The 26,779-nt window shown below is 70.9% G+C and carries 15 protein-coding genes; 14 read left to right on the forward strand and 1 reads right to left on the reverse strand.

Annotation, left to right across the window (positions count from 1 at the left end; translation table 11 throughout):
• The first annotated feature begins 113 nt into the window (after positions 1–113).
• The 3 genes from LPW41_RS03715 (at position 114) to LPW41_RS03725 (ending at position 8,398) form a co-directional block, all read left to right on the forward strand.
• Positions 114–3,611 carry a DNA-directed RNA polymerase subunit beta gene (locus tag LPW41_RS03715; RefSeq protein WP_154096198.1) on the forward strand — a complete coding sequence of 1,166 codons (3,498 nt, stop codon included), beginning with the start codon at positions 114–116 and terminating at the stop codon, positions 3,609–3,611.
• A gap of 56 nt (positions 3,612–3,667) precedes the next feature.
• Positions 3,668–7,543 carry a DNA-directed RNA polymerase subunit beta' gene (gene rpoC, locus LPW41_RS03720; RefSeq protein WP_144829814.1) on the forward strand — a complete coding sequence of 1,292 codons (3,876 nt, stop codon included), beginning with the start codon at positions 3,668–3,670 and terminating at the stop codon, positions 7,541–7,543.
• A gap of 255 nt (positions 7,544–7,798) precedes the next feature.
• The gene (locus LPW41_RS03725; RefSeq protein ID WP_144829811.1) at positions 7,799–8,398 is read left to right on the forward strand and encodes a hypothetical protein; all 600 of its coding nucleotides are present in this window, start codon (positions 7,799–7,801) and stop codon (positions 8,396–8,398) included.
• 25 nt (positions 8,399–8,423) lie between these two features.
• Here the strand turns inward: LPW41_RS03725 and LPW41_RS03730 are convergent, their stop codons facing one another.
• Positions 8,424–9,008, reverse strand: coding sequence for a hypothetical protein (locus tag LPW41_RS03730; protein WP_144829808.1), 585 nt, complete (start codon positions 9,006–9,008; stop codon positions 8,424–8,426).
• A gap of 118 nt (positions 9,009–9,126) precedes the next feature.
• On the opposite strand from LPW41_RS03730, the gene LPW41_RS03735 reads away from it, so the two are divergent.
• From LPW41_RS03735 to rpsL, 11 genes are all read left to right on the forward strand, one after another.
• Entirely contained in the window at positions 9,127–10,203 is a 1,077-nt protein-coding gene (locus LPW41_RS03735; protein WP_144829805.1) for an ABC transporter, read from the forward strand.
• 11 nt (positions 10,204–10,214) lie between these two features.
• Entirely contained in the window at positions 10,215–10,700 is a 486-nt protein-coding gene (locus LPW41_RS03740; protein WP_230704158.1) for a hypothetical protein, read from the forward strand.
• Between the two features lie 83 nt (positions 10,701–10,783).
• Positions 10,784–11,446, forward strand: coding sequence for a spermidine/putrescine ABC transporter substrate-binding protein (locus LPW41_RS03745; protein WP_144829799.1), 663 nt, complete (start codon positions 10,784–10,786; stop codon positions 11,444–11,446).
• Between the two features lie 100 nt (positions 11,447–11,546).
• Positions 11,547–12,683, forward strand: a complete 1,137-nt coding sequence (locus LPW41_RS03750; RefSeq protein WP_230704159.1) for a serine/threonine-protein kinase — start codon at positions 11,547–11,549, stop codon at positions 12,681–12,683.
• Positions 12,680–18,631 carry an Ig-like domain-containing protein gene (locus LPW41_RS03755; RefSeq protein WP_230704160.1) on the forward strand — a complete coding sequence of 1,984 codons (5,952 nt, stop codon included), beginning with the start codon at positions 12,680–12,682 and terminating at the stop codon, positions 18,629–18,631. Before LPW41_RS03750 ends, LPW41_RS03755 begins: the two co-directional genes overlap by 4 nt.
• 42 nt (positions 18,632–18,673) lie before the next feature.
• Entirely contained in the window at positions 18,674–19,639 is a 966-nt protein-coding gene (locus LPW41_RS03760; RefSeq protein WP_144829790.1) for a MoxR family ATPase, read from the forward strand.
• 42 nt (positions 19,640–19,681) lie between these two features.
• Complete coding sequence (locus LPW41_RS03765) at positions 19,682–21,058, forward strand: DUF58 domain-containing protein (RefSeq protein WP_230704161.1); 1,377 nt, start codon at positions 19,682–19,684, stop codon at positions 21,056–21,058.
• Between the two features lie 44 nt (positions 21,059–21,102).
• The gene (locus LPW41_RS17000) at positions 21,103–23,565 is read left to right on the forward strand and encodes a transglutaminase domain-containing protein (RefSeq protein WP_230704162.1); all 2,463 of its coding nucleotides are present in this window, start codon (positions 21,103–21,105) and stop codon (positions 23,563–23,565) included.
• A complete protein-coding gene (locus tag LPW41_RS03775) occupies positions 23,562–25,157 on the forward strand; it encodes a DUF5684 domain-containing protein (RefSeq protein ID WP_230704163.1) in 1,596 nt (531 codons plus the stop codon). Before LPW41_RS17000 ends, LPW41_RS03775 begins: the two co-directional genes overlap by 4 nt.
• Positions 25,154–26,056: a hypothetical protein gene (locus LPW41_RS03780; protein ID WP_230704164.1), complete on the forward strand. Its 903-nt coding sequence runs from the start codon at positions 25,154–25,156 to the stop codon at positions 26,054–26,056. The genes LPW41_RS03775 and LPW41_RS03780 overlap by 4 nt, the downstream gene beginning before the upstream one ends.
• A 350-nt stretch (positions 26,057–26,406) precedes the next feature.
• Positions 26,407–26,775: a 30S ribosomal protein S12 gene (gene rpsL / locus LPW41_RS03785; protein WP_013584051.1), complete on the forward strand. Its 369-nt coding sequence runs from the start codon at positions 26,407–26,409 to the stop codon at positions 26,773–26,775.
• Positions 26,776–26,779: the final 4 nt, after the last annotated feature.

A 26,779-nucleotide genomic window follows, 5' to 3' on the forward strand; every position in this document is an offset into this window, starting at 1 on the left:
CCCGTCCCCGCTTCATCGCGGTGTGCGGCGAGCAGGTTATCGGGGCAGGAACGCACTCCACCTGACGACAAGGAATCACGAGCCCCTCGCCCGGGCTTCTGGAGGTTATTCCCTTGGCTGCTGCGAGCAACGCATCCACCACCACCACCCCCAAGAGCGGACGCGGAGCATCCCGCCTCTCGTTCGCGAAGATCTCCGACAAGCTGACCGTTCCCGATCTGCTCGCACTGCAGACCGAGTCGTTCGACTGGCTCGTCGGTAACGAAGCCTGGAAGGCGCGCGTCGCCGAGGCCCAGGAACAGGGACGCACCGACGTCCCCGAGATCAGCGGACTCGAGGAGATCTTCGAGGAGATCTCTCCCATCGAAGACCTGAGCGAGACGATGCAGCTCTCGTTCACGAACCCGTACCTCGAGCCCGAGAAGTACTCGATCGAAGAGTGCAAGGAGCGCGGCAAGACCTACGCCGCCCCGCTGTACGTCGAGGCCGAGTTCATGAACCACCAGACCGGTGAGATCAAGACCCAGACGGTCTTCATGGGCGACTTCCCGCTCCAGACCGACAAGGGCACGTTCATCATCAACGGCACCGAGCGTGTCGTCGTGTCGCAGCTCGTGCGGTCGCCCGGTGTCTACTTCGACAAGACGCCCGACAAGACCTCCGACAAGGACATCGTGTCGGCGCGCGTCATCCCCTCGCGCGGAGCCTGGCTCGAGTTCGAGATCGACAAGCGCGACCAGGTCGGCGTGCGCATCGACCGCAAGCGCAAGCAGTCGGTCACCGTCTTCCTCAAGGCCCTCGGCCTGACCAGCGAAGACATCCTCGCCGAGTTCTCCGGCTTCGACTCCATCGAAGAGACGCTGTCCAAGGACACGATCCTCACGAAGGAAGACGCCCTCCGCGACATCTACCGCAAGCTCCGTCCGGGCGAGCAGGTCGCCGCCGAGGCCGCCCGTGCGCTGCTGGACAACTTCTACTTCAACTCCAAGCGCTACGACCTGGCCAAGGTGGGTCGCTACAAGATCAACCAGAAGCTCGGTCTCGACAAGCCGCTGAGCGACTCGGTGCTGACCGTCGACGACATCGTCGCCACGATCAAGTACCTCGTGCGCCTGCACCGCGGTGACGTCACGTTCGACGGTGTCCGCGGTGGCCAGGCCGCCGAGATCCGTCTCGACACCGACGACATCGACAACTTCGGCAACCGTCGCATCCGCGCCGTCGGCGAGCTCATCCAGAACCAGGTCCGCACCGGTCTGTCGCGCATGGAGCGCGTCGTCCGCGAGCGCATGACCACGCAGGACATCGAGGCGATCACGCCGCAGACCCTGATCAACGTGCGCCCCGTCGTCGCCGCGATCAAGGAGTTCTTCGGAACCTCGCAGCTGTCGCAGTTCATGGACCAGAACAACCCGCTCGCGGGTCTGACCCACAAGCGCCGCCTGTCGGCCCTGGGCCCCGGCGGTCTGTCGCGTGAGCGCGCCGGCGTCGAGGTCCGCGACGTCCACCCGTCGCACTACGGCCGCATGTGCCCCATCGAGACCCCTGAAGGCCCGAACATCGGTCTGATCGGCTCGCTGGCCTCGTTCGCCCGCATCAACGCCTTCGGTTTCATCGAGACCCCGTACCGTCGCGTCGTCGACGGCCGGGTGACCGACCAGATCGACTACCTCACCGCCAGCGAAGAGAGCGACCACATCGTCGCTCAGGCCGGTGTCGCCCTGCAGGCCGACGGACACTTCGTCGAGGACCGCATCCTCGCCCGTCGTGGCCAGGGTGGCGAGGTCGACCTCTTCCCGAACGACGAGATCGGCTACATGGACGTCTCGCCGCGCCAGATGGTGTCGGTGGCGACCTCGCTCATCCCGTTCCTCGAGCACGACGACGCCAACCGCGCCCTCATGGGTGCGAACATGCAGCGCCAGGCCGTGCCGCTCGTGCGCAGCGAGTCGCCCGTCGTGGGTACCGGTATGGAGGGCTTCGCAGCCATCGACGCCGGTGACGTGGTCACCGCCGACAAGGCCGGTGTGGTCCTGGAGGTCTCGGCCGACGTCGTGACCATCCAGCTCGACGAGGGCGGCACGCAGGACTACTTCCTGCGCAAGTTCGACCGTTCCAACCAGGGCACGTCGTACAACCAGCGCGTGGTCGTCTCGGCCGGCGAGCGCATCGAGGCCGGCGAGGTCATCGCCGACGGTCCTGCGACCGAGAACGGCGAGCTCGCCCTCGGCAAGAACCTCCTCGTGGCGTTCATGACCTGGGAAGGCCACAACTTCGAGGACGCGATCATCCTCAGCCAGGACCTCGTGAAGGACGACACGCTGTCGTCGATCCACATCGAGGAGTACGAGGTCGACGCGCGCGACACCAAGCTCGGCAAGGAGGAGATCACCCGTGACCTCCCCAACGTCAGCCCCGATCTGCTGAAGGACCTCGACGACCGCGGCATCATCCGCATCGGTGCCGAGGTGCGTCCCGGCGACATCCTCGTCGGCAAGGTCACGCCCAAGGGCGAGACCGAGCTGAGCGCCGAGGAGCGCCTGCTCCGCGCGATCTTCAACGAGAAGAGCCGCGAAGTCCGTGACACCTCGCTGAAGGTGCCCCACGGCGAGCAGGGCACGATCATCGCCGTCAAGGAGTTCAACGCCGAAGACGGTGACGACGAGCTCGGCTCGGGCGTCAACCGCCGCGTCGTGGTCTACATCGCCCAGAAGCGCAAGATCACCGAGGGCGACAAGCTCGCCGGCCGCCACGGCAACAAGGGTGTCATCGCCAAGATCCTCCCGATCGAGGACATGCCCTTCCTGTCCGACGGCACGCCGGTCGACATCATCCTCAACCCGCTCGGCATCCCGGGTCGAATGAACTTCGGCCAGGTCCTCGAGCTCCACCTCGGCTGGATCGCCCAGCAGGGTTGGAAGGTCGAGGGCACGCCCGAGTGGGCCGCCCAGCTGCCCGAGGTCGCCCGCGAGGCGGCTCCCGGCACGAAGGTCGCCACCCCGGTGTTCGACGGTGCGTTCGAGGCCGAGATCGCGGGTCTGCTCGACTCGACGATCCCGAACCGCGACGGCGACCGCCTGGTCGACTCCACGGGTAAGACGCTGCTGTTCGACGGTCGCTCCGGCGAGCCGTTCCCGGCGCCCATCTCGGTCGGCTACATGTACATCCTGAAGCTGCACCACCTCGTCGACGACAAGATCCACGCGCGTTCGACGGGCCCGTACTCGATGATCACCCAGCAGCCGCTCGGTGGTAAGGCGCAGTTCGGTGGTCAGCGCTTCGGTGAGATGGAAGTGTGGGCGCTCGAGGCCTACGGTGCCGCGTACGCGCTGCAGGAGCTCCTCACGATCAAGTCCGACGACATCCTCGGCCGCGTCAAGGTGTACGAGGCCATCGTCAAGGGCGAGAACATCCAGGAGCCCGGCATCCCCGAGTCCTTCAAGGTGCTCATGAAGGAGATGCAGTCGCTCTGCCTGAACGTCGAGGTCCTCTCGGCCGACGGCACGGCTGTCAACCTGCGCGACACGGATGACGACGCCTTCCGCGCTGCGGAAGAGCTCGGCATCAACATCTCCAGCCGCTTCGAGTCCTCGTCGATCGACGAGATCTGAGCTTCCAGCTCAGCGACCCAGCTCAGATTTCAGAGAATTCCGACACAGGAGAACCAGTGCTCGAATCAACCACTTTCGATCAGATCCGTATCGGTCTGGCCACCGCCGACGACATCCGTCGTTGGTCCTTCGGTGAGGTCAAGAAGCCCGAGACGATCAACTACCGCACGCTGAAGCCCGAGAAGGACGGCCTCTTCGGCGAGCAGATCTTCGGACCCTCCCGCGACTGGGAGTGTGCCTGCGGAAAGTACAAGCGCGTCCGCTTCAAGGGCATCGTCTGCGAGCGCTGCGGCGTCGAGGTCACCAAGAGCTCGGTCCGTCGCGAGCGTATGGGCCACATCGAGCTCGCCGCGCCCGTCACGCACATCTGGTACTTCAAGGGCGTGCCCTCGCGCCTCGGCTACCTGCTCGACATGGCGCCGAAGGACCTCGAGAAGGTCATCTACTTCGCCGCCTACATGGTCATCTCGGTCGACGAGGATGCTCGTCACCGCGACCTGGCGACGCAGGAGAACAACATCCGTCTCGAGCTCAAGACGCTCGGCGACCGTCGTGACGCCCGCATCGCGGCGCGCATGGCCAAGCTGGAGGAGGAGCTCGCGGCTCTCGAGGCCGAGGGTGCCAAGGCCGACCAGAAGAAGAAGGTCAAGGACGCCGCCGAGAAGGACATGACGGCGGCCCGCAAGAACGCCGACGAGCAGATCGCCAAGCTCGAGCGCGTGTGGGAGGACTTCCGCACGCTCGAGGTGGGCGCCCTGAAGCCCGAAGACGACGTCTTCCACGAGCTCCAGGACCGCTTCGGTCAGTACTTCGAGGCCCACATGGGCGCGGAGTCCATCAAGCGCCGTCTCGAGGCCTTCGACCTGCAGGCCGAGGCCGACAACCTGCACCTGCAGATCTCCGAGGGCAAGGGTCAGCGCAAGATCCGCGCGATCAAGCGCCTGAAGGTCGTCAACTCGTTCCTGCAGACCGGCATGAGCCCGGCCTCGATGGTGCTCGACGTCGTCCCGGTCATCCCGCCGGAGCTTCGTCCGATGGTCCAGCTCGACGGTGGCCGTTTCGCCACCTCCGACCTGAACGACCTCTACCGTCGCGTGATCAACCGCAACAACCGCCTTCGTCGCCTGATCGACCTCGGTGCCCCCGAGATCATCGTCAACAACGAGAAGCGCATGCTGCAGGAGGCCGTCGACGCACTGTTCGACAACGGTCGCCGTGGTCGCCCCGTCACCGGTACCGGCAACCGCGCCTTGAAGTCCCTGAGCGACATGCTCAAGGGAAAGCAGGGTCGCTTCCGCCAGAACCTGCTCGGAAAGCGCGTGGACTACTCGGGCCGTTCCGTCATCATCGTCGGACCCCAGCTCAAGCTCCACCAGTGCGGTCTGCCCAAGCAGATGGCTCTCGAGCTGTTCAAGCCCTTCGTGATCAAGCGCCTGATCGACCTCGGTCACTCGCAGAACATCAAGGCCGCCAAGCGCGCCGTCGAGCGCTACCGTCCCGAGGTCTGGGACGTGCTCGAGGAGATCATCCGCGAGCGCCCCGTGCTGCTGAACCGTGCACCCACCCTGCACCGTCTCGGCATCCAGGCGTTCGAGCCCCAGCTCGTCGAGGGCAAGGCGATCCAGCTGCACCCGCTCGTGTGCGCGGCGTTCAACGCCGACTTCGACGGTGACCAGATGGCCGTCCACCTTCCCCTGTCGGTCGAGGCCCAGGCCGAGGCGCGCGTGCTGATGCTCGCCTCGAACAACATCCTCAAGCCGTCGGACGGTCGTCCGGTGACCCTGCCCTCGCAGGACATGATCATCGGTCTGCACCACCTGACCACCCTCAAGGAGGGTGCGAAGGGCGAAGGCCGTGCGTTCGGTTCGGTGGGCGAGGCGATCCTGGCCAAGGACGAGGGCACCCTCGACCTGCAGGCCAAGGCGCGCATCCGCATCCCCGGCCTCACGTTCCTCGAGGGCCAGGCGCCCGAGGGCTACGAGAAGCACGGTCTGGTCGACGCGTCGCTCGGACAGGCGATCTTCAACGACACGCTCCCCAAGGGCTACCCGTTCGTCCGCGAGCAGGCCGACAAGGGCAAGCTGTCGCAGATCGTCAACAAGCTCGCCGAGGAGTACCCGAAGGTGGAGGTCGCTGCTTCGCTCGACCGCATCAAGGACGCCGGCTTCTACTGGGCCACCCGTTCGGGTGTCACGGTGGCGCTGAGCGACATCCTCACCCCGCCGAACAAGGCGGAGATCGTCGCGGGCTACGAGAAGCAGGCCGCGAAGGTCCAGGGCCAGTACGAGAAGGGTCTCACCACCGACGCCGAGCGTCGTCAGGAGCTCATCAAGATCTGGACCGAGGCCACCGACGAGGTCCAGAAGGCGATGCGGGACAACTTCCCCGCCGACAACACCATCAACCGCATGGTCTCGTCGGGCGCCCGTGGTAACTGGCTGCAGATCCGCAACATCGCGGGTATGCGAGGCCTGGTGAACAACCCCAAGGGTGAGATCATCCCGCGTCCGATCATCTCCTCGTACCGCGAGGGTCTGTCGGTCGCCGAGTACTTCATCGCGACGCACGGTGCCCGTAAGGGTCTGGCCGACACGGCCCTCCGTACGGCCGACTCGGGGTACCTGACGCGTCGTCTCGTCGACGTCTCGCAGGACGTCATCATCCGCGAAGAGGACTGCGGCACGTCGAAGGGCCTCGAGCTCCCGATCGCCGCCGCCGACTCGACCGGTTCGCTGGTCAAGGACGCCAACGTCGAGAACTCGGTGTTCGCTCGCACGCTCGCCACGGCGGTCGTCGACGCGCAGGGCACCGTGCTGGCCGAGGCCGGCGACGACGTGGGTGACGTGCTCATCAACAAGCTGGTCGAGGGTGGCGTGGAGTCGATCAAGGTCCGCTCCGTGCTGACCTGCGACTCGGCCGTGGGTGTCTGCGCGAAGTGCTACGGCCGTTCGCTGGCCACCGGCAAGATCGTCGACATCGGCGAGGCCGTCGGCATCATCGCGGCCCAGTCGATCGGTGAGCCCGGTACCCAGCTGACGATGCGTACCTTCCACACCGGTGGTTCGGCGTCGGCGGATGACATCACGCAGGGTCTTCCCCGTGTGCAGGAGCTGTTCGAGGCCCGTACCCCCAAGGGTGCGTCGCCGATCGCCGAGGCCGACGGCCGCATCACGATCGACGAGACCGACAAGGCCAAGAAGGTCATCCTCACGCCCGACAACGGCGACGAGCCCGTGGTCTACCCCGTCCTGAAGCGCGCGACGCTCCTGGTCGAGGACGGCCAGCACGTCTCGGTCGGCGAGCCGATCCTGGTCGGAACGCTCGACCCCAAGGAGGTCATGCGCGTGCAGGGTGCCCGCGAGGTGCAGAAGTACCTCGTCAACGGCGTCCAGGGCGTGTACCGCTCGCAGGGTGTGCCGATCCACGACAAGCACATCGAGGTCATCGTCCGACAGATGCTCCGCAAGGTCACCGTCGTCGACCACGGCGACACCGACCTGCTGCCCGGTGAGCTGGTGGACTTCAAGCGCTACCAGACCATCAACCGCGAGACGGTCGGCGAGGGCAAGCGCCCCGCGTCGGGTCGTCCCGAGCTGATGGGTATCACCAAGGCGTCGCTCGCGACCGAGTCGTGGCTGTCGGCCGCGTCGTTCCAGGAGACCACCCGCGTCCTGACGCAGGCGGCCATGGAGGGCAAGAGCGACCCGCTGGTCGGCCTCAAGGAGAACGTCATCATCGGAAAGCTCATCCCCGCCGGAACCGGACTTGCGAAGTACCGCAACGTCACGGTCGAGGCGACGGAAGAGGCCAAGAGCGAGCGGTACCCCAACCGCATCTTCGCCTCGGACGGCGCGTACAGCGACGCCGACCTGAGCTACGTCGACTTCGACAGCTTCTCGACGGACGACTTCACGCCCGGCACGTACAACTGATTGAGGCGAGAGGAGAGCGAGCTCGCTCGCTCGACCGAGCCGATTGAAGTTGCCGAGCGACGAAGTCGCAAAGACAACTGATTCAGGGATGCCGCGTCCTCGACGCGGCATCCTGATCACCCCGAAGGCCCCCGGCTCGCGCCGGGGGCCTTCGTCGTGTCAGGGCGGTGTCGACGGCGTGTCGGGGCGGGGTCGCGGCGTGTCGGGGACCCGCTCCCGCGGGGTGGTGCGCCTACCGTGGATGCGGAGGAACGCATGGCCCGGATCGGTGGACGCAGCCTGTGGCTGGCCTGGCCGGCGGGGTTGTTGTGCGCAGCCGCCGTCGGCGGCCTCGTCGTGCTCGCGATGCCCGGCGTGCCGGTCGCGGTCGATTTCGTCGGTGAGACCCTGCGCGCCGCATCGACGGTCTCGTCCGACACGGCGGAGACGCCCCCGACCCCGGCCTCGGATTGCCGGCACCTCTACTCCCAGCCGCTCTGGTCGTCGCTCGTGTGGTCGCCGGGTGCCCTGCTCTCGCAGCGGCACACGGCCGCCGCCTCGACGCCGGAGGCCGTCGCGGCCGCCGGAGCCACGGTGGTCGTCACGTGTCACTGGCGCGGAGAGGGGGATCGCTCCCTCGAGACAACGGTCTCCACGGTGTCCGCGCAGGGGTCCGCGGCCGTGCAGGCGACGCTGGCCGGTCAGGGCTTCGCGTGCACGACGGAAGCCGACACCGTCCACTGCGAACGCGAGGCGGGCGGGGTGGTCGAGATCCACGACCTGCGCGCCGACCGATGGGTGTCGTCGACCCTGGTCGACTGGCAGCCCCCGGACTACGCCGCGATCGTGGCGTCGCACGCCTTCTTCGGCGAGTGAGGAGTCCCGCGGACCCGCGGCGGGATTACGACCCGAAGATCGACGAGATGATGCTGGCCGTGTACCCCGTGGGCGCCAGGTTCGAGTACTGCGTGTCGATCAGCACGTCGTCGCGCCAGTAGAGCGTGCGCCCGTCGTTGACGGGGTAGGTGTCGTTGATCCACGTCTTCTCGCAGCGCGTGCCCGCGTCGGGGGTGTAGCAGCTGAACCCCTGCGTCGAGACGAGGTCGTTGAGCATGTCGAGGGCCGGTCCGCGGTCCATGCGCGTGATGTGGGTGACGAGTCCGGTGGTGTCGGCGGCGGGGTCGCGCCAGATGCAGGTCAGCGAGCCGTCGGGCTGTGCACCCGAGGGGCCCATCGCGGGATCGTTCAGGGGAGTGTCGCCCAGCTGCGCCAGCACGTCCGCCGTGAGCATGGATCGGCAGTCCGCGGGGATGCGCACGGCCGTCGCCGTCTGGGTGATCGTCGGGATGGGGGTCGGCGACGAGGAGACGGTCGCCGACGGCGCTGGTGCGGACTCGTCGGCGGCGGGCGCGCACGCGGTGAGAGCGAGCATCGCCGCGCCGAGCGCGACGGCGGTCAGGGCCGGGCGGAGCGGTCGACGAGGCATGCTGACACCCTAAGCGCCCCCGCCGACACGGTCGAGACGACAATGCCCGGCACGCCTGCGCGGTGGCCCGCAGGTCCCGGGATAGCCTTGCGCGGCAAGCATCGCGTGAGGAGACCCCATGAGCGACCATCAGTCGTACGGCGACCCCGTCGCTGAACCCAAGGACGAAGGGCACGACGTCGTCGGCCGAGCCCACGAGGGACTCGCCGACGCCGAGGCGGCGCGCCGCGATGCGGTCGACCCGCAGGAGGCGCAGGCCGCCTGGGACGAGCGCGAAGACCACGAGCGCGAGACCGCGGCTCCGCTCGCCGCGCGCAGCGAGCACACGGCTCCCGTCGTGCACGACGCCTCGCCGGTGCCGCCGCAGTCCACCTCGCAGACGGATCTCGACGACGAAGACGCTCGCTGGGCCGCCTACGCCGCCTCCGCCGAGTCCGAGAACGCGGCGCCGCGCACCACCGCGTACGACGCCCCCGTGGCGCAGACCGACCACGTCGACCGGACGGCAGCGACCACCGCCGCTCCCGCGGTCGCCGGAGCCGCGGCCGGTGCGGCCGCCGGGACCGGTGCCGCCACCGCATCCACCGCGCCCGTCTACGACGAGCCCGCCCGCGTCGGCGGCGGTGCGCAGCCCATCTTCGTGCAGGCGCCCGAGGCGCCCCGTCCGCGCGGCAACCGCGGCGCGGCCGGCGCCATCGGTCTGCTCGCCGCCCTCGTCTTCGCCGTGCTGTACCTCGCGGCCACGCTCGGTCTGGGCCTGCTCTCCGGAGACTTCGTCGCGGCCGACCTCGGTCGCGAGGCGCTCGCAACCCTCGCCACGGCGGGCCTCTGGGTTCCGACGGTGGCCTTCTACCTCGGCTTCTGGTTCCTCGGCGCGCTGATCAACCGCGGACGGTGGGGCCACTGGGTGGTCTGGGGCCTGCTCGTGGGCGTCGTCGCCTGGGCCGGTCACCTGCTGGGCGTGCTCCTGGGCGCTCCGTTCTGGATGATCACCGCGCGTCAGTCGTTCGAGCTGCTGCAGGACAACCTCCTCGCGCCGCTCGGAATCGTGGCCTTCGTCCTCGGCCGTGAGCTCACCATCTGGTTCGGCGCGTGGGTGTCGGCCCGCGGTCGCCGCGTCACCGAGATCAACGCCGAGGCGCAGCGCGAGTACGAGCGCACCCTCGAGGCCGGCCCTCAGCTCTCTCAGCGCTGAGACCGGATGCCATGACGAACGAGCCGCGACCGGCGGGGGTCACCCCGCCGGTCGCCGTCGTCTTCGCGACCGTCGTCTGCGTCGCGCTGTCGATCGGCGGGCTCGGGGTGGCGAGTCTCGTGCTCGACGCCGACGTCATCCCGGTGCGCGGCCTGGGGGTCGTCCCGGGTGTCATCGGGCAGGTGTTCGCCTTCGCCGCCTTCGCGGGCGTGCTGCTGTGGGGTGTGCGGGCCGACCCGCCGTCGTACCGGACGGCGGTGCCGTGTGCCATCGGCGCCTATGTGGGCGAGATCCTCGGCATCGTCGTCGGAGCGCTCGTCAGCGGAGCCGATCCGGCGCGCGGGCTCTCGGCGGCGGGGAGTGTGGCCATCGGATTCGCCGGCCCCGTCGTCGCCCTCGCGGCGCTCCTGGCAGCGTTCTTCGGTGTCTTCCTCGTGCGCGCCCGCAGTAGCGGCCCGCGCTGGCGCTGGGAGGACGACGACGACGACGCGCCCTGATCTCCGCGTGCGAAGGTGGCTCCGACGCGGCGCGCAGCACGGCATCCGCGTGCTTCCGGGCGTGTCGCACTAGCCTTAGGGCCGTGGAGCGCTCCCTCGAGTCGCAGGTGAGCCAGGCGGTCGACGCCTGGCTGCGCTGGCTGCCGCGCTGGGAGCCCGCCAACCACCGCGGCCGCATCGCCCCGTGCCGGCGGTGCTTCGGCTCGCCGGTCCTGTCGGCGGCAGGGCTCGGAGCCGACGTGCCCCACGGCGTGCAGCACGGTCTGTCGACCCGGGTGAAGAGCATCGTCGACCACGCCGTCGCCGAGTACACCTCGCGCAACCTGCCGATGCTGCAGGCCGAGCTCGACCAGCAGGCCGAGCGCAATCGCCGCCGCACCTATCGCCCCGCCGAAGACCTCGAGCCGGAGTTCGAGGGCATGCCGCTCGACCCCGACCCCGAGCCCGGTTCGCCGTTCCTGTTCACCCTGTCGGGTCTCGCCGCCGAGGAGGACGCGGCGCTCCCCGCCCTTCCTCCCCTGTCGGATGCCGCCAAGGCCGCGCTCCGGCAGGAGGTGGGTCTCGCCGACGACTACGCCAACATGATCGGTCGAGAGGTGTGCACGGTTCTGCTGCACCACCGACTCCGCATCCAGGCCGCGGTCGCCGAGTACGTCGAGCCGCAGATCGCTGCCCTCCTCGACGAACTGACGCGCTCTCTCGACGCTCCGTTCGATCCGCGCGAACCGGGGCCGTCGGCCACCTGACCCCTGTGGATGAGCGCGCGGGTCTCATCGGCTGCTTTGTTAGCATCGACGGGTTGTCCGCCGCGTCGGTGCGGGCGTGTCGTGCGGGGGAGGGGGCTCGATGCCGCAGCGCCTTCCGTCGTCGCCGCCCATCCTGCCCGGGCTGGCCTACATCCGTCCCCTCGGCTCCGGCGGGTTCGCCGATGTGTTCCTGTACGGCCAGGACATGCCGCGTCGCGACGTCGCGGTGAAGGTGCTGCCGAGCGACGTGCGCGACCCCGATCTTCTGCGCATGTTCAACGCCGAGGCCGACGTGCTCGCCCACCTGTCGGCGCACCCGTCGATCGTCACCGTCTATCAGGCGGGGATCTCCGCCGACGGTCGGCCCTACATCGTCATGGAGTTCTGCCCCGGCTCGCTCTCGCAGCGCTATCGCGTCGAGCGCATGCCGGTGGCCGAGGTGCTGTCGATCGGGGTGCGCATGGCGGGCGCGCTCGAGTCCGCGCACCACGCGGGCCTCATCCACCGCGATGTGAAGCCCAGCAACATCCTCGTCACGACCTTCGGGGCGCCGGTTCTCGCCGACTTCGGCATCTCGTCGTCGCTCGTGCGCCAGGGGGCCGACGAGATGCTCGCGATGTCGGTTCCGTGGAGCGCCCCCGAGGTCGTCGCCGAGCAGACCGCCGGCACCGTCGCCAGCGAGGTGTGGAGCCTCGGCGCGACGGTGTACTCGCTGCTCGCGGGCCGGAGCCCGTTCGAGCGGCGCGAGAAGGGTCAGAACTCCCGCGAGCAGTTGCGCCGTCGCATCGCCCGCGCCTCGTACACCGACATCGGCCGCGGCGACGTCCCGGCTTCGCTGCAGGCGGTGCTGGCCCGATCGATGTCGCGCGACCCAGCCGATCGCCACGCGAGCGCCCGCGCCTTCGGTGAGGCGCTCCAGGCCGTGCAGACCGAGCTGGGGCTGCCGGCGACCCCGCTCGAGGTGCCCGCCGCGGAATGGACGGCCACGGCGCGCGCCGTCGATTTCGCCGACGGCACCCTGCGCGGCCCCGCCCGCTCGCGCATCGAGCGAGAGGGCTCGCGCAAGCTGCGCAGCTCGTCCGGCATCACCGGCTATGCCCGCGACGAAGACACCGACATCGCCTCGGGAAGCGCGGGCGCATCGCGCGCGCTGCCGTGGATCCTGGCATCCGCCACCCTCGTCACCGCCGGAGCGGTCGTCGTCGCCGCGCTGTACGCCACGGGAGTGCTGCGATGAAGCGCCGCACGATCGCCGGCCTCGGGGCCACCATCGCGGCCGCCGCGCTCGTGGTGACGGCGAGCATCGTCTGGCCCGGGCTCGACGCGCAGCAGACGCCCGAGGTCGACACCTCGGTGTGGGCCCTGCAGACCGGAGACGGGCAGCGCTACGCGCGGGTGAACACCGCCGTGGGCGAGCTCGACACCGTGCGCAGCGCCGGCAACCCGAGTCAGGTCGCGCAGTCGCCCGAGGGCGCGTTCCTCTTCACCGACAGCTTCAGCAAACTCACCCGCATCGACGAGGCCCAGCCCGTCGACCTACAGGACGACCAGCTCGAGGCCGCCCCCGACACCCCTCCGGGAACGACCTCGGTCGTCACCGCGGGCGACTACGTCGTCTACCGCACCGATGCGGGGACGCTGTTCGCCAGCCGACTCAGCCGTGCTGGGCAGGCGGCCACCGAGCTCGACCCGTTCGGCACGTCGTCGGACGACGACGCGCCGGCGTACACGGCCGATGCCGTGGCGCTCGATGCGCGGGGCATGCTGTTCGCCTATTCGTCCGCCGACGGCTCCGTCATCCGCTACGACATCGAGGCCGACGAACTCCGCGGCCGCGATGCGCTCGACGCGCAGGTGACGACGCCGCTGCTCTCGGCGGCGGGCGACACCTGGGTGCTCGTGGACGCGGACTCCGGCCGCACCTGGAGACGCGGCGCGGATCCCGTCGACATCGACGCCGGCGAGCAGCTCGTCGTTTCCGATGCGGATGCCGATGCCCGGGCCGTCTACGTCGCCGATGACCAGTCGCTGTGGAGCATCCCCGCCGACGGCTCGGAGCCGCGGCGCGAGGTCGGCGGCGGCGGCAACGTGCTGGGTCAGCCTGCGCGGCCGCTGTCGCACGAGGGTGTCGCGTACGCCGCCTGGCTCCTGCCCGGCGATGCGCGCGGCACGCTGTGGCGCTCGGATCAGGGCGAGACCGAACTCGACTACGCCGGCCAGACCATGCCCGATCAGCGTCGCCCGGTGTTCGTCGCCACCGATCACGCGGTCATCCTCAACGAGACCCGCACGGGCTGGGTGTGGACGGTGCCCGACGGTGCGCTCGTCGCCTCGAGCCAGAACTGGTCGCTCGACGACCGCACCGAGCAGACCGCCGTGCAGAGCGACGAACAGCTGAGCGTGGTGCTCGATCCCAAGCCGCCGATCGCCGAGCCCGACGTCTTCGGTGTGCGCGCCGGACGCCTCACCACTCTCCCCGTGCTCCTGAACGACCATGATCCGAACGAAGACGTCCTGAGCATCGTCGCCGAGAGCGTCACCGGCCTCGACCCCGGCTTCGGCACGCTCACCGTCACCGACTCCGGCCAACGCCTCGCAGTCCGCGTGGCCGCCGGCGCCACCGGCAGCGCGACCTTCAGCTACACCGTTACCGACGGCACCGCCGTCGACGGGCTCACGTCGGCGCCCACCACCGTCACCCTCACCGTCTCGCCCCCCGAGACGAACGCGGCGCCCGCCTGGTGCGGCGTCGAGGGGTGCCTGCAGCAGTGGCCCACGCCCGAGGTGCAGCGCGGCGGAACCATCACGGTGCCCGTGCTCCCCGGGTGGGTCGACCCCGACGGCGACCCCCTGCTGCTGCTGTCCGTCGACAACCCGGGTGACGTCGGCACCGTGGCCTCGACCCCCGGCGGCGACGTGGTCTACCAGCACGCCGACGACGGCTCGGGCGCGGAGCAGAACGTGCAGCTCGACGTGACCGTCGCCGACACCGACGGCGCCGTGACGACGAAGCCCCTCGTGATCCGCGTCCTGCCCGACCCGGCGCTGGCCGTGCAGTCGTTCGCGCGGATCGACACCGTGGGCACCTCGCTCGCGGTCGACGTCGGCCCGCACGTCACGGGGACCGCCGGCGACGTCTCGCTCACCTCCGTTCGCGTGCTCGACGACGCCGCCGCCACCGCGACGGTCGTCGGGGGGAGCACGACCTTCGACTTCACGGCATCCGCCCCCGGGGTCTACCGCGTCGACTTCACCGTCAACGGCGGGGGGCGCGATGCGACCGGCACCGCGCGCATCACGCTTCTGCCCGCTGATGCGCCGGCGCAGTTGTCGACCTCTCCGGTCGTGGCCTTCGTGCGCCCGCAAGAAGATGCGACCCTCGACGTCTTCAGCGCGGTGTCCAATCCCACCGGTCGCGTGCTGCTGCTCAGCGACGTGACCCCTGCGGCCTCCGACGGGGCGTCGCTCACCGTCGACACGGTCGCCCAGAACGACCTGCGCGTCTCGGGCAGCACCGCCGACGGAAGCGCGGGTCTCCTGGGCACCGTCGGCTACACCGTCAGCGACGGCACCGACGACGAGGGTTCGAGCGTGGTCGGCGAGGCGACGGTGTACCTGCTCCCTCCGGCCCCCGAGATTGCCCCCATCGCCGTCGACGACACCGTGACCGTGCGCGCGGGGGCGCAGATCGACATCCCCGTGCTCGACAACGACATCTCGCCCGCCGGCGGTCGACCGACGCTCGACCCCGCGAGCATCCAGGCCCAGCCCGCCAGCGACGCGCTCGCCTTCGCCTCGGGCGGCGTGTTGCGCTACCTCGCGCCGACCGCACCCGGCTCGTACGAGGTGACCTACCGCGTTTACACGACCGGCACCCCGGCGCTGTGGGACGAGGCGACGGTGCGCATCACCGTGCTCGGCGACGAGGCCAACCGCGCCCCACTCCCCGACACCCTCGAGGGGCGCGTGCTCAGCGGGGGCACCACCACGATCGACTTCTCGGCGTTCGGCGTCGACCCCGACGGCGACGGCGTCACCCTCGACCGCATCGTCGCCCAGCCCGACCGTGGCACCGCCACCGTCGCGCCCGACGGATCGTCGATCGTCTACTCCTCGATCCCCGGCGATCGCGGGCAGGTGTCGTTCCGCTACCGGGTGTCCGACTCGGCGGGCGCGACCGGCGAAGGCACCGTGCGCATCGGCATCCTGAACGCCGAGGCGAACCCCAGCCCGGTCACCTTCACCGACTACGTGCAGGTGCAGGCCGGGGCCGACCGCACGATCCGGGTGAGCCCCCTGGCCAACGACATCGACCCGACGCAGGGGCGACTGACGCTCACGGGCGTGCGCCCCGACCTGCCCGAGACCCTCGTCGACGACAGCGCCAACCCCGAATACGCGCGCACCGCGGGCTTCATCGACACCGTGACCGACACCGGCGTCGTGCTCCGTGCGGGCGAGCAGCCCGGCACGATGTCGTTCCTCTACGACGTCGCCAGCGACTCCGGCAACACCGGTCGAGGCCTGATCGTCGTGAAGGTGGTCCGCGAGAGCGTGCCCGACTACCCGGTGGTGACCGACACCGTGCTGACGGTGGAGAACCGCGACGACTTCACCGGCGGCGTCGACGTGCTCGCCGGTCGCGCGACCTGGGCCGGCGGCGAGGTCGGCGACCTCGACGTGTCGCTGTGGGGCACGCCGCAGGGCGTGCAGCTCGACGGTCGCCGCATCTCGGGCGAGCTCCCGGCGACCCGGCGGGTCATCCCCTTCGCCGTCACCGGACGCGCCGGCGACACCGACGTCACGACCTACGCCTTCCTGCGCGTGCCCGGCGACGACGACGTGAGCCTGTCGCTGCGTCCGGGTTCGGCGCAGCGCGTCGACGAGCTCGCCTCGGTCGAGTTCGACATGGCCTCGCTCGTGGCGGTGCCCCGACGGGCGACGCTCGAGGTCGGCACCGACGTGGCGTCGTCGGGCGCGCGGGCCGAGGGGAAGTGCTCGGTGTCGGGCTCGGTCGTGCGCTACGACGCGGGCACCGGCTCGCCCTGGACCGACTCGTGCCAGGTGCCGGTGCGCGTGGCCGGCACCGAGGACTGGACCATCGTGTCGGTGCCGATCGGCGTCGTCGCGCGCGACCCCCAGCCCGAGCTGCGCCCGGGAGCCCTCACCGTCGGCCCCGGAGAGACCGAGACGTTCGATCTGCGCAACATGACCACCTGGCAGCTGGGCCGCGAGGACTGGGACGGCATCCGTTACGCCGTCGACTACTCGGGCTCCGCGTTCGACGTCCGACTCGACGGCTCGACGGTGACGGTCGTCGGCGACGACCGGGCGGTTCCGGGCACCGAGAAGGCCGCGGTGATCTCGGTCACCAGCCACAACGCAGTCGCCCCCGCCCGACTCGTCATCCGGGTGGGCGCGGCCCCCTCGACGCTTCCCCAGGGCGGTACGACGTCGGAGCAGTGCTCCCAGGCGTCCGGAAAGAGTTGTGCGATCGACGTGGTCGGTGCCAGCGGCGAGGTGAACCCCCTGCCGCGCACCCCGCTCGAGGTCGTCGGCGTGCGTGCCGCGGCGGCGTGCACGGGAGTGAGCTTCGCCGTCGCCTCGGACTCCGCCATCGTCGCCTCGTGGAGCGACGACGCCCCGGGCGGCACCTGCAGCGCGAGCGTCACTCTGCGCGACGCGCAGGGGCGCACGACGGCATCCACCCGCGACGCCCGGGTCGTGCTCGATCTGCTCGGCTACCCCCGCGCCCCCGCGAGCGTCCGCCAAACGGCGTACGCCGACGGCTCCCTCACGCTGCGCGTCGACGCCGGCGAGGCGCGTCGCGCCTACCCCGCGTTGAGCGGCTTCGTGGTGCGGTACGGGGGAGACGTCGTCGCCCGGTGCGCCCCCGACGGCTCGTGCCCGGCGATCTCGGCGCCCAACGGCGAGCAGCGCGAGTACGTCGTCACCGCGATCAACAGCGTGGGCGAATCGCGCGGCGCCGTGCGCACCACGGCGTGGTCGTACGACGCCCCCGGCCGCCCGTCGGGCGGCGACTTCGTCCCCGTCTCGAACGGGGGAGAGGGCGGCGTCGCCGATCTGACGATCCGCGGCATCGACTCGGCCGAGACGGGCACCCTCGAGGTCAAGAGCGCGGCCGGCGAGACCAAGACCGTCTCGATCGGTCGCAACCAGGACACCGTCTCGCTGAAGGGCTTCGGTGTCGGCAGCAACTCGTCGACGCAGATCTCGGTGACGCCGATCTCGCGCTTCACCGTGCCTCCCGGGCTCGGCGGGTCGCAGACCGGGCAGACCCTCACCTTCACCGCCCACGGCGTCGGAAAGCCGCAGCAGCTCGCGCTGACGCTGACGTCGAAGCCCACCGGAAACGGCAAGGTCACGATCGTCGCCGAGGGGTCGGCGTCGAAGAACGGCGACGATTCCGAGCTGCGCTACGGCTTCGCCCTCAACGGATCGTGCAAGACGAGCGGAACGCAGGCACGCGCGGAGTTCCCGAACCAGGACGACGGCGAGACCTACACCGTGCGCATGTGCGTCGATTCCGTCTACGACGGCACGGTCTTCGGGTCGGATGCCACGGAGAAGAGCATCGACGCGACCCAGGACTCCGCGGCTCCCCAGGGCTACACGTTCCGCGTCGACGCGCGCCCCGCCGTGAACGGCGACAAGGCGACCTGGACGATCAGCGACATCCAGGAGGGCGACAAGCCCCCGCGCAACAACCGCGTCGTCTACGACGGGTGGGGGCCCGGCACCGACGTGTTCGGACGCGACCCCGGCATCGGCGTCTTCTTCCAGCACAACCTGTGGGGGACGAGGTCAAACCGCGGCGTCGTCGAGGCGGCGGCCGGCAGCGCCCCGTACCAGGTGCGGGCATCGGCGCGCATCGGGTCGTGCGTCGCGGGGAACCCCCTGACCGTGCGCGGCGACACCACCAACGACGCCGGCCGCACCACGGTCGACATCAGCGGGGTCCGCTACTTCGACAAGAACGACCGACCCATCGCGACCACCGACCCCTCGATCGTCCCCAACGGGGCGACCCGCGTCGAGAACGCCAAGATCGCCGTGCACTGGGGCGACCAGGGCTGGGACCTCGACCCCGCCACCCTCGTCACCGGCGGCGGCTGCGACCCGGGCAAGTCCTCGCCCTCCCAACCGCCCAAGGGCAACGGCTGAGCGCCGCCCCCGTCCATCCCCCGACAGGAAGAACGCACCGACATGACGATCACCCAGGAGCAGGCCACCTGGTTCTCCCAGACCTTCTCGCAGATCGCCGACAACGTCGAGCGCGCCGTCCTCGGCAAGCGTCACGTCGTGGAGCTCGTGCTGACGGCGATGCTCAGCGACGGGCACGTGCTGCTCGAAGACGTGCCGGGCACGGGGAAGACCTCCCTCGCGCGTGCCGTCGGGCAGACCGTGCAGGGCACCAACACCCGCATCCAGTTCACCCCCGACCTGCTGCCCGGTGACATCACCGGCATCACCGTGTACGACCAGAAGACCGGATCGTTCGAGTTCCACTCCGGCCCGATCTTCGCCAACATCGTGCTCGCCGACGAGATCAACCGCGCGAGCCCCAAGACGCAGTCGGCCCTGCTCGAGGTGATGGAGGAGGGCAAGGTCACCATCGACGGCGTCTCCCGCGAGGTCGGCGTGCCCTTCCTCGTGCTCGCGACGCAGAACCCCGTCGAGCAGGCCGGCACCTACCGCCTGCCCGAGGCGCAGCTCGACCGCTTCCTGCTGCGCACCTCGCTCGGCTACCCCGATCACGCGGCGACGGTCCGCATCCTCGACGGCGCGGCCACGGCCACGGCCGATCTGCGCCCGATCATCACCCCCCAGGCCCTCGTCGGCATGGCCGACCTCGCGGCATCCGTGTACGTCGACGCCCTCGTGCTCGACTACATCGCGCGCCTGGTCGACGCCACGCGCACGGCCGACGAGGTGCGTCTGGGCGTGTCGATCCGCGGAGCCCTCGCGCTCACCCGCGCCACTCGTGCCCGCGCGGCCGCCCAGGGGCGCACCTTCGCCACCCCCGACGACGTCAAGGCGCTCGCGGTGGCCGTGCTCTCGCACCGCCTCATCCTGCACCCCGAGGCGGAGTTCGACGGGGTGACGCAGGAGGCCGTCATCGGCCAGGTCCTGCTCGACACGGTTCCGCCCTCGCAGCGCGAGAGCGCCTGACGTGACCGTCGCCGTGGCATCCGCGAGCCGGGGAGGTGACCCGTGCCCGATGTGAACCTCACCGAGTCCCGTCTGACGCGCGCCTCCGCGTCCACGATGGCCACGGGCTCACGCACCTCGATCACCTCCACGGCCGCGCGCCGTCAGCGTCGCATCGTGCGGACGGTAGTGCGGATCGCCGAGTGGTGGCGGGTGGCGACGGATGCCGCGCGGGCCGCGGTCCGCTGGGCGGGACGCACCGTTCGCCCGGCCGGAGCCGTGGTCGTCGCGGCCGCCACGATCGGTCTGCTGCTGGGGATCTTCTTCGGATGGGTGGAGTGGATGGTCGCGGGCACCGCGGCGCTGCTGCTGCTGGCGATGGCCGTGCCCTTCCTCTTCGGTGCGCGCGCGTACGAGGTCGACCTCTCGCTCACCCACGAGCGGGTCGTGGCGGGCACGGGGGTGACCGGCGAGATCGTCGTGCGCAACGTCAGCGCGCGTCCCGCCCTGCCCGGTCGTCTCGACATCCCCGTCGGTCGCGGGCTCGTGGAGTTCGGGGTGCCCCTGCTGCGCCCGGATCAGAGCACGACCGAGCCGCTCGAGATCCCGCCCCTGCCCCGCGGTGTGGTGCGCGTCGGACCGGTGACGACGGTCCGCAGCGACCCCGTGGGGCTGCTCCGCCGCGAGCACGCCTTCGACGACGTGCACGATCTGTTCGTCCACCCCCGCACGGTGGGCCTGCCGTCCACCAGCGCGGGGCTCGTCCGCGACCTCGAGGGCAATGCGACCCGCCGCCTCGTCGACGCCGACATGTCGTTCCACGCGATCCGCGAGTACGTCCCGGGCGACTCCCGTCGTCAGGTGCACTGGAAGTCGACGGCCAAGACGGGCCGGCTGATGGTGCGGCAGTACGAGGAGTCGCGACGCTCGCGCATGGCCGTCGTGTTCGCCGCCGCGACGCAGGAGTACGCGGATGCCGACGAGTACGAGCTCGCCGTGTCGGCCGCGGCCTCGCTGGGCCTGCGTGCCGTGCGCGATGCCCGTGACATCGACATCGTCACGGGTTCCGAGATCCCGCGTGTGGTCAAGGGGCGCCTGCGCGCCATCCGCCATGTGCCGATCGTCTCGCCTCGGGCGATGCTCGACGGGTTCAGCGCCGTGCAGCGGCACGAGAACACCATGCCGGTCGAAGACGTCTGCCGATTCGCCGCCGAGGCCAACGAGCGTCTGTCGATCGCCTTCGTCGTCGTCGGGTCCGCCGTGCCCCTCGCCCGCCTGCGCCAGGCCGCCCTGGCGTTCCCCGCCGACACCGCCGTCGCCGCGGTGATCTGCGACGAGCGGGCACACCCGCGCATGCAGAGCATCGCGGGACTCACCGTCCTCACCATCGGAACCCTCGACGACCTGTCGGGTCTGCTCGTGCGCGGAGCCACCTCGTGAGCGCCGGTCGTCGCGAGCGCCCGACGCGGACGCGGGAGTCCTCCGTGACCCGGTGGGTGGCCGCATCGGCGTACACCGCGGTGTCGGTCGCCCTCGCAGCCGTCGCGGCGTGGCCGGTGTACGCCTCGGGGTCGTTCCTGCTGCTCGTGCTGGTGTCTTCGTTGGTGGCGACGGCGGTCGTCGCGCTCGCCGCGTGGCGGCGCGGCGGAGGGTGGGTGCTCGCCGCCGGGCTGGTCGGCGCGTTCGCGGTGCTCGCGGTGCCGCTCGCCGTCCCCTCGAGACTGACCTCGCCGCTCGACGTGCTGCGTGGGCTGGGTGAGGCCTTCGCGGGGGTCGTCGTCGCGTGGAAAGACCTGGTCACCGTCGACCTGCCGGTCGGCGCGTACCGCAATCTGCTCGTCCCGGCGCTCGTGGTGTTCCTGGTGGGTACCGCCCTCACACTGGCCCTCGCGGCTCGCACCGACCGGCGCGCTCCCGCAGCAGTGGTGCCGGGCCTGGCGATGACCGGGTTCGGGCTGTTCTTCGGCCGGACTTCCACCAGCGCTCCGCTCTCGCTCGGGGCGGTGTCGCTGCCGGCTCCGGTCGAGACCGCCGTCGGACTCGGCGCTCTGCTGTCGGCCGTGCTTTGGCTGGCCTGGCGTGCGCGCGACGAACGCGCCCGCGCCCTGCGGAGGGCTGCCGACGTGACAGCGGTGCAGGTGTCGCGCGGTCGCTCGCGCACCGACTCCCGGCGCGGAGCGCTCGGCGTCGCGATGATCGTCGTCGCGATCGTCGCGACGATCGCGGTGGTGCCGTGGGCCTCTCGCGACGCCGACCGTCAGGTGCTGCGATCGGCGGCCGGTCCGCAGCGTCTCATCGCCGAGGCGGTCAGCCCGCTCGCGCAGTACCGGGCGATGTTCTCCGACGCCCGCAGCGACGACGTGCTGTTCCGCGTCCGCAGCGACGACGGCGCCCTGCCGGAGCGCATCCGCATCGCCACCCTCGACGCCTACGACGGCGAGATCTTCCGCGCCTCGGGAGACGAGGGGACGGGCTTCGTGCGTCTGCCGTCCACCCGCGACGCGGGCACGGGCCGCTCCGTCTCCGCCGACGTCGACATCGCCGATCTGGGCGGCATCTGGATGCCCACCGCGGGGAGCCTGGTGGCGGCGACCTTCGAGGGCGAGCGCCGCGGGCAGCTCGCCGACCGCTTCTACTACAGCGCCGACGCCGAGGCGGGCGTGCAGACGGCCGACGGCGGACTCGAACCGGGCGACTCCTACCGGATCGACGCGGTCGAGGCCGCGCCCGACGATCTCGCCTCCCTGACGCCTCCCGGGGCCGTCGGCGCGACGGCCGGGGGCGACAACCTCCGCCGCTGGGTCGAGGAGCACGCCGATGGATCCGACGGTGCGGCCCTGCAGGCGCTCGTGCAGCTGCTCCGCGAGCGCGGCTACCTCAGCCACAGTCTCGCGCCGGAGGGGGCCGCGCCCCCGGCCTGGACCGCCGACCTGCCCGGGTACCAGCTGCAGCCCAGCGCCTCCGGTCACTCGCTGGCGCGCATCGACCGCATGTTCGAGCGGTTGCTCGAACGTGAGGACGACCCCCGGGCCGCGGCATCCGGAAATTACGTGGCCGCCGTCGGCGACGACGAGCAGTTCGCCGTGGCGACGGCGCTCATCGCGCACGAACTCGGCTTCCCGGCCCGCGTCGTGGTGGGAACGCGTCTGTCGTCGCCGGACAGCGCGCTTCCGACGTGCGAGGCGGGGGAGTGCCGTGCGCGCGATCTGGTCGCCTGGACCGAGGTCGAGGGCGACGACGGCCGGTGGACGCCGATCGACGTGACCCCGCAGTGGGAGCAGTCGCCGAGCCTCGAGGTCACCCAGCAGCAGGATCCCGAGAACGTGACGGAGGTGCGCCCCGACACGGTGGACGAGGTCGTTCCGCCCGAGCCCGTGCAGGAGGACAACTCCCTCGACGACGATCAGCGCGCCGACGACGGCGTCGATCTCGCGTGGCTCTGGCCGATCCTGCGAGTGACGGGTCTCGCGCTGCTCGCCCTTCTCATCGTGTTCGGTCCCTTCCTCGCCGTCGTGATCGCCAAGGCCGTGCGCCGCCGCGGTCGGCGCCGCGACCCCGACCCCCGCTCCGCGATCGCGGGCGGATGGGACGAATACGTCGACGCCGGGGTGGATGCCGGTCGCACCGTGCCGCGCGCCCCCACCCGACGCGAGGTCGCCGACGCGTTCGCGACCCCGTCGGGGGCACGGCTCGCCGACGACGCCGACCGCGCCGTGTTCGCGGGCGGTGCGGTCACGGCCGACGAGGTGGCGGAGTTCTGGAGCATCGTCGACGCCGAGCGGCGTGTGCTGGTGCGTCAGCGAGGCTTCTGGCGGCGCGTGCGCGCGGCCGTATCGTTGAGATCGTTCCTGCGGTTCCTCGCTCCGCGCTCCCCGCGCACGAGATCCCCGCATCGCGACGAGAGGGGGAAGCGTCCCACCGCCCCGGGAGGACGCGACACGACATGACCGATTCGACCATGGTGGTTCTCGGCGCGAGCTCTCTCGCTCTCGTCGTCGTCGTGTACGTGTGGTTCGCCCTCGCCCTTGCCGCGGTGTTCCGCAAGACCGGCGAGCCGGTCTGGAAGGCGTGGGTCCCGATCGTGAACGTGGCCACCGTGCTGAAGCTCGGCGGGTTCTCGCCGTGGTTCGTGCTCATCAACCTGGTTCCGCTGTTCGGAACGCTCACCTTCGTGATCCTCTTCATCATCGCCGTGCACCGCATCACGGTGGGCTTCGGCGCCGGTGCGGGCATGACCGTGGTCGGCGCGATCTTCCCCGTCGTGTGGGCGAGCATCCTCGGTTTCGGCTCCGCGCGGTGGGAGGGCGATGCGCCCCGCGGTCCCGACGAGCAGTCGGCCCCCGTTCGCCGCGGCCAGGACTTCCAGGGGCCGTACGTTCCGCTGGTCGGCGGATGGACCCCCGCACCCGAGTCCCGTCCCGGCGACGGCAGCCGCGACGCCGAAGACCACGTTCCGGATGCCGCTGACGCGCCCGCCGAGCCCGCTCCGGTGTCCGAGCCCGTGATCGTGCCGTTCGCCGCTCCGACCGGTTCGCTCGCCGATGCCGTGCCCGCGTCCGGTGGATGGGGTCCTCCGCCCGGTCTGCGTCCCGCGGAGTTCGATGACCGCCGTCGCCCCACGCCCGCCGTCTCCGACGAGCAGATCGCGCCCGCCGAGCGCCCGGCCGCCGCCGCGGCACACGGATCCTCGGTCTTCGAGGTGCTCGACGCCCTCCGCGACGGTGCCGACGACAACGACTCGTCCCGCAGCGCCGCCCGTGCCGTGCCGTCCGCGGCCGACGACGACGCGTCGACCCGTGCGCTGGTGATCCCCGGCGAGCCCTCGGCGTGGACCCCCGCGCCGGCCGAGCCCGCCCCGGCGCCCCCGACGGTCGACGAACAGTCCCACCCGATCGCCCCGTGGGTGACGCCCGCGCGCCGCACGACCCACTCCGACGCGGCGGCCCCGATCGCCGAGGTGCCGTTGACCCGGCCCGCCCCCGAGCCCGTACCCGCGCCGCGCGCGTCGGCACCCGCGCCGGCGGACGAGTTCCCCGAGCTCTCCGAGGCGGTCTCCGCGGTTCCCGATGCTCCGGATGCCGGCTCCCCGCGCTCCGCACGCACGTCGGTGTCGTCGCTGTACACGCGACCCGAGGTGCCGGCCGTGGCATCCGACGACGACGATTTCGACGCCCTCGACCGCACGGTGGTGACCAAGCGCAAGCGGATCCCGTGGGCCCTCGTGCCTCCGAGCGGGGCGCCCATCGATCTGACGTCGACCGTCGTCATCCTGGGGCGCCGCCCCGCCGCCGACACCGCCTTCCCCGACGCGCAGCTCGTGTCGATCGTCGATGAGACCCGAACGGTCTCGAAGACCCACGCGCGCCTGCACCTGCGCGGCGAGACGTGGTTCGTCACCGATCTCGACTCCACCAACGGCGTCCTGTTCGCCACGCTGATGGGCACCGAGGTCGAAGCCCCTCCCGGCGAGGAGATCGAGGCGGGGGAGCGGTTCTTCCTCGGCGACGCGGAGGTGCGGCTCGCGCGGAGCAGCGCGTGAGCGGCCCGAACGACCGTCCCGACGATCCCGACGAGGTCACCCTCTGGGCCGGGCGTCTGCGCGCGTGGCCGACTCCTCCGGCGCACGACGACGCCGCGGCGGTGGAGGTCGACGACGACACCGTGCGTGTGCACGCCGCCGGACCGGAAGTCGAACCGGATACCGAACCGGATGCCGACACGGTGCTGTCCGGGCGCGCTCGAGCCGCCGATGACACGTTCGTCTCGACGACGGACGACGACGGGATCGGCACGACCGCACCGCGGCGTGCAGCGCGGCCCTCCGCTGCTGCGCCCGACCTCGACGACGAGACGCTCCGTCGCCCCGCGTCCCCGGCGGTCCCGGACCTCGATGACGCGACGGTGCGCCGTGCCCCGGCCGGGGTCGACCGCGTCGACGACGAGACGATCCGTCGCCCCGCGCCCCCGGCGCTCTCAAACCTCGATGACCAGACCATCCGTCGCCCCGCCCCCGCGGCGGCCACGGACCTCGACGACGCGACCCGGCGCCGCCCCGGCCCCGCGTCGGCGGGGGTCGACGAGGACACCCGCCCGCGCGCCGCGCCCGCGCGCGGCGACGACGACACCGCCGCGGGGTCCCGTCGGAGCCGGCGCGAGGCGGCGGCGCGTCCGGGCCCCTCCGAGGCGCCCCTGCCGCCCGTCGTCTCGCGCGAAGCGCACGTGCCGACCGCCCTCCGGAGCGACGTCTACGCGCCCCGTACCGACGGACCCGTGCGCGTCGAACGCGCGCTCCCCGTCCCCCGTGCGTCCGCGTCCGACGCGTCCGTCGTCCGCCCGCGCTCCGAGCGCCGCGGAACAGGCCGCCTCGTGGTGCTGGCCCTGGTCGTCGTCGTGATCGTGGCGGCAGCGGTCGTGGGTGGGGCGCTGCTGCTCGGCTGAGGAGCGGCATCCGGCACACTCCCAGCCGGAGGGCCCGTGATCGTTTGCCGCGCCCCCGGAGAACGCGTATCATTGACCGGGTGTGCGTTCACGCGCGCCGTGCGTCATGCCCTCGGGCGGGTCGTACGGATCAACGCTCGCACCATCTCAGGGATCGGCCTGCGAACAGGTCGCCCCCACGGCATATCCACCACGAATCGCGTCAGATCATTCTGTCGCGGGGTGGATCACACGTGAGCCCGACACGTCACGAATCGCAAGATGACCGACATGGCGGGGGAGACACGACGCTGTCACCGTGCAGCACCCTGGGCGCCCGAGAGGATCGCCCAGCCAATCAAGGAGAGAACGTGCCAACCATTCAGCAGTTGGTTCGCAAGGGCCGCTCGCCGAAGGTCTCGAAGACCAAGGCTCCCGCGCTGAAGTCGAACCCCCAGCAGGCCGGCGTGTGCACCCGCGTGTACACGACGACCCCCAAGAAGCCGAACTCGGCGATGCGCAAGGTCGCCCGCGTGAAGCTGCGCAACGGCACCGAGGTCACCGCGTACATCCCCGGTGAGGGCCACAACCTGCAGGAGCACTCGCTCGTGCTCGTCCGTGGTGGTCGTGTGAAGGACCTCCCCGGTGTCCGTTACAAGATCGTCCGCGGTGCGCTCGACACCCAGGCTGTCAAGAACCGTAAGCAGGCTCGTAGCCGCTACGGCGCGAAGAAGGGCTGAGAAC

This window comes from Microbacterium sp. JC 701 (assembly GCF_021026215.1).
Lineage (GTDB): Bacteria > Actinomycetota > Actinomycetes > Actinomycetales > Microbacteriaceae > Microbacterium > Microbacterium algihabitans.

Excerpts from the sequence above, each read along its gene's own strand:
- LPW41_RS03735 (WP_144829805.1), top strand. The coding sequence starts at position 9,127 with ATGAGCGACCATCAGTCGTACGGCGACCCCGTCGCTGAACCCAAGGAC.
- LPW41_RS03755 (WP_230704160.1), top strand. The coding sequence starts at position 12,680 with ATGAAGCGCCGCACGATCGCCGGCCTCGGGGCCACCATCGCGGCCGCC.
- LPW41_RS03775 (WP_230704163.1), top strand. The coding sequence starts at position 23,562 with ATGACCGATTCGACCATGGTGGTTCTCGGCGCGAGCTCTCTCGCTCTC.
- LPW41_RS03750 (WP_230704159.1), top strand. The coding sequence starts at position 11,547 with ATGCCGCAGCGCCTTCCGTCGTCGCCGCCCATCCTGCCCGGGCTGGCC.
- LPW41_RS03740 (WP_230704158.1), top strand. The coding sequence starts at position 10,215 with ATGACGAACGAGCCGCGACCGGCGGGGGTCACCCCGCCGGTCGCCGTC.
- LPW41_RS03760 (WP_144829790.1), top strand. The coding sequence starts at position 18,674 with ATGACGATCACCCAGGAGCAGGCCACCTGGTTCTCCCAGACCTTCTCG.
- LPW41_RS03730 (WP_144829808.1), bottom strand. The coding sequence starts at position 9,008 with ATGCCTCGTCGACCGCTCCGCCCGGCCCTGACCGCCGTCGCGCTCGGC.
- LPW41_RS03725 (WP_144829811.1), top strand. The coding sequence starts at position 7,799 with ATGGCCCGGATCGGTGGACGCAGCCTGTGGCTGGCCTGGCCGGCGGGG.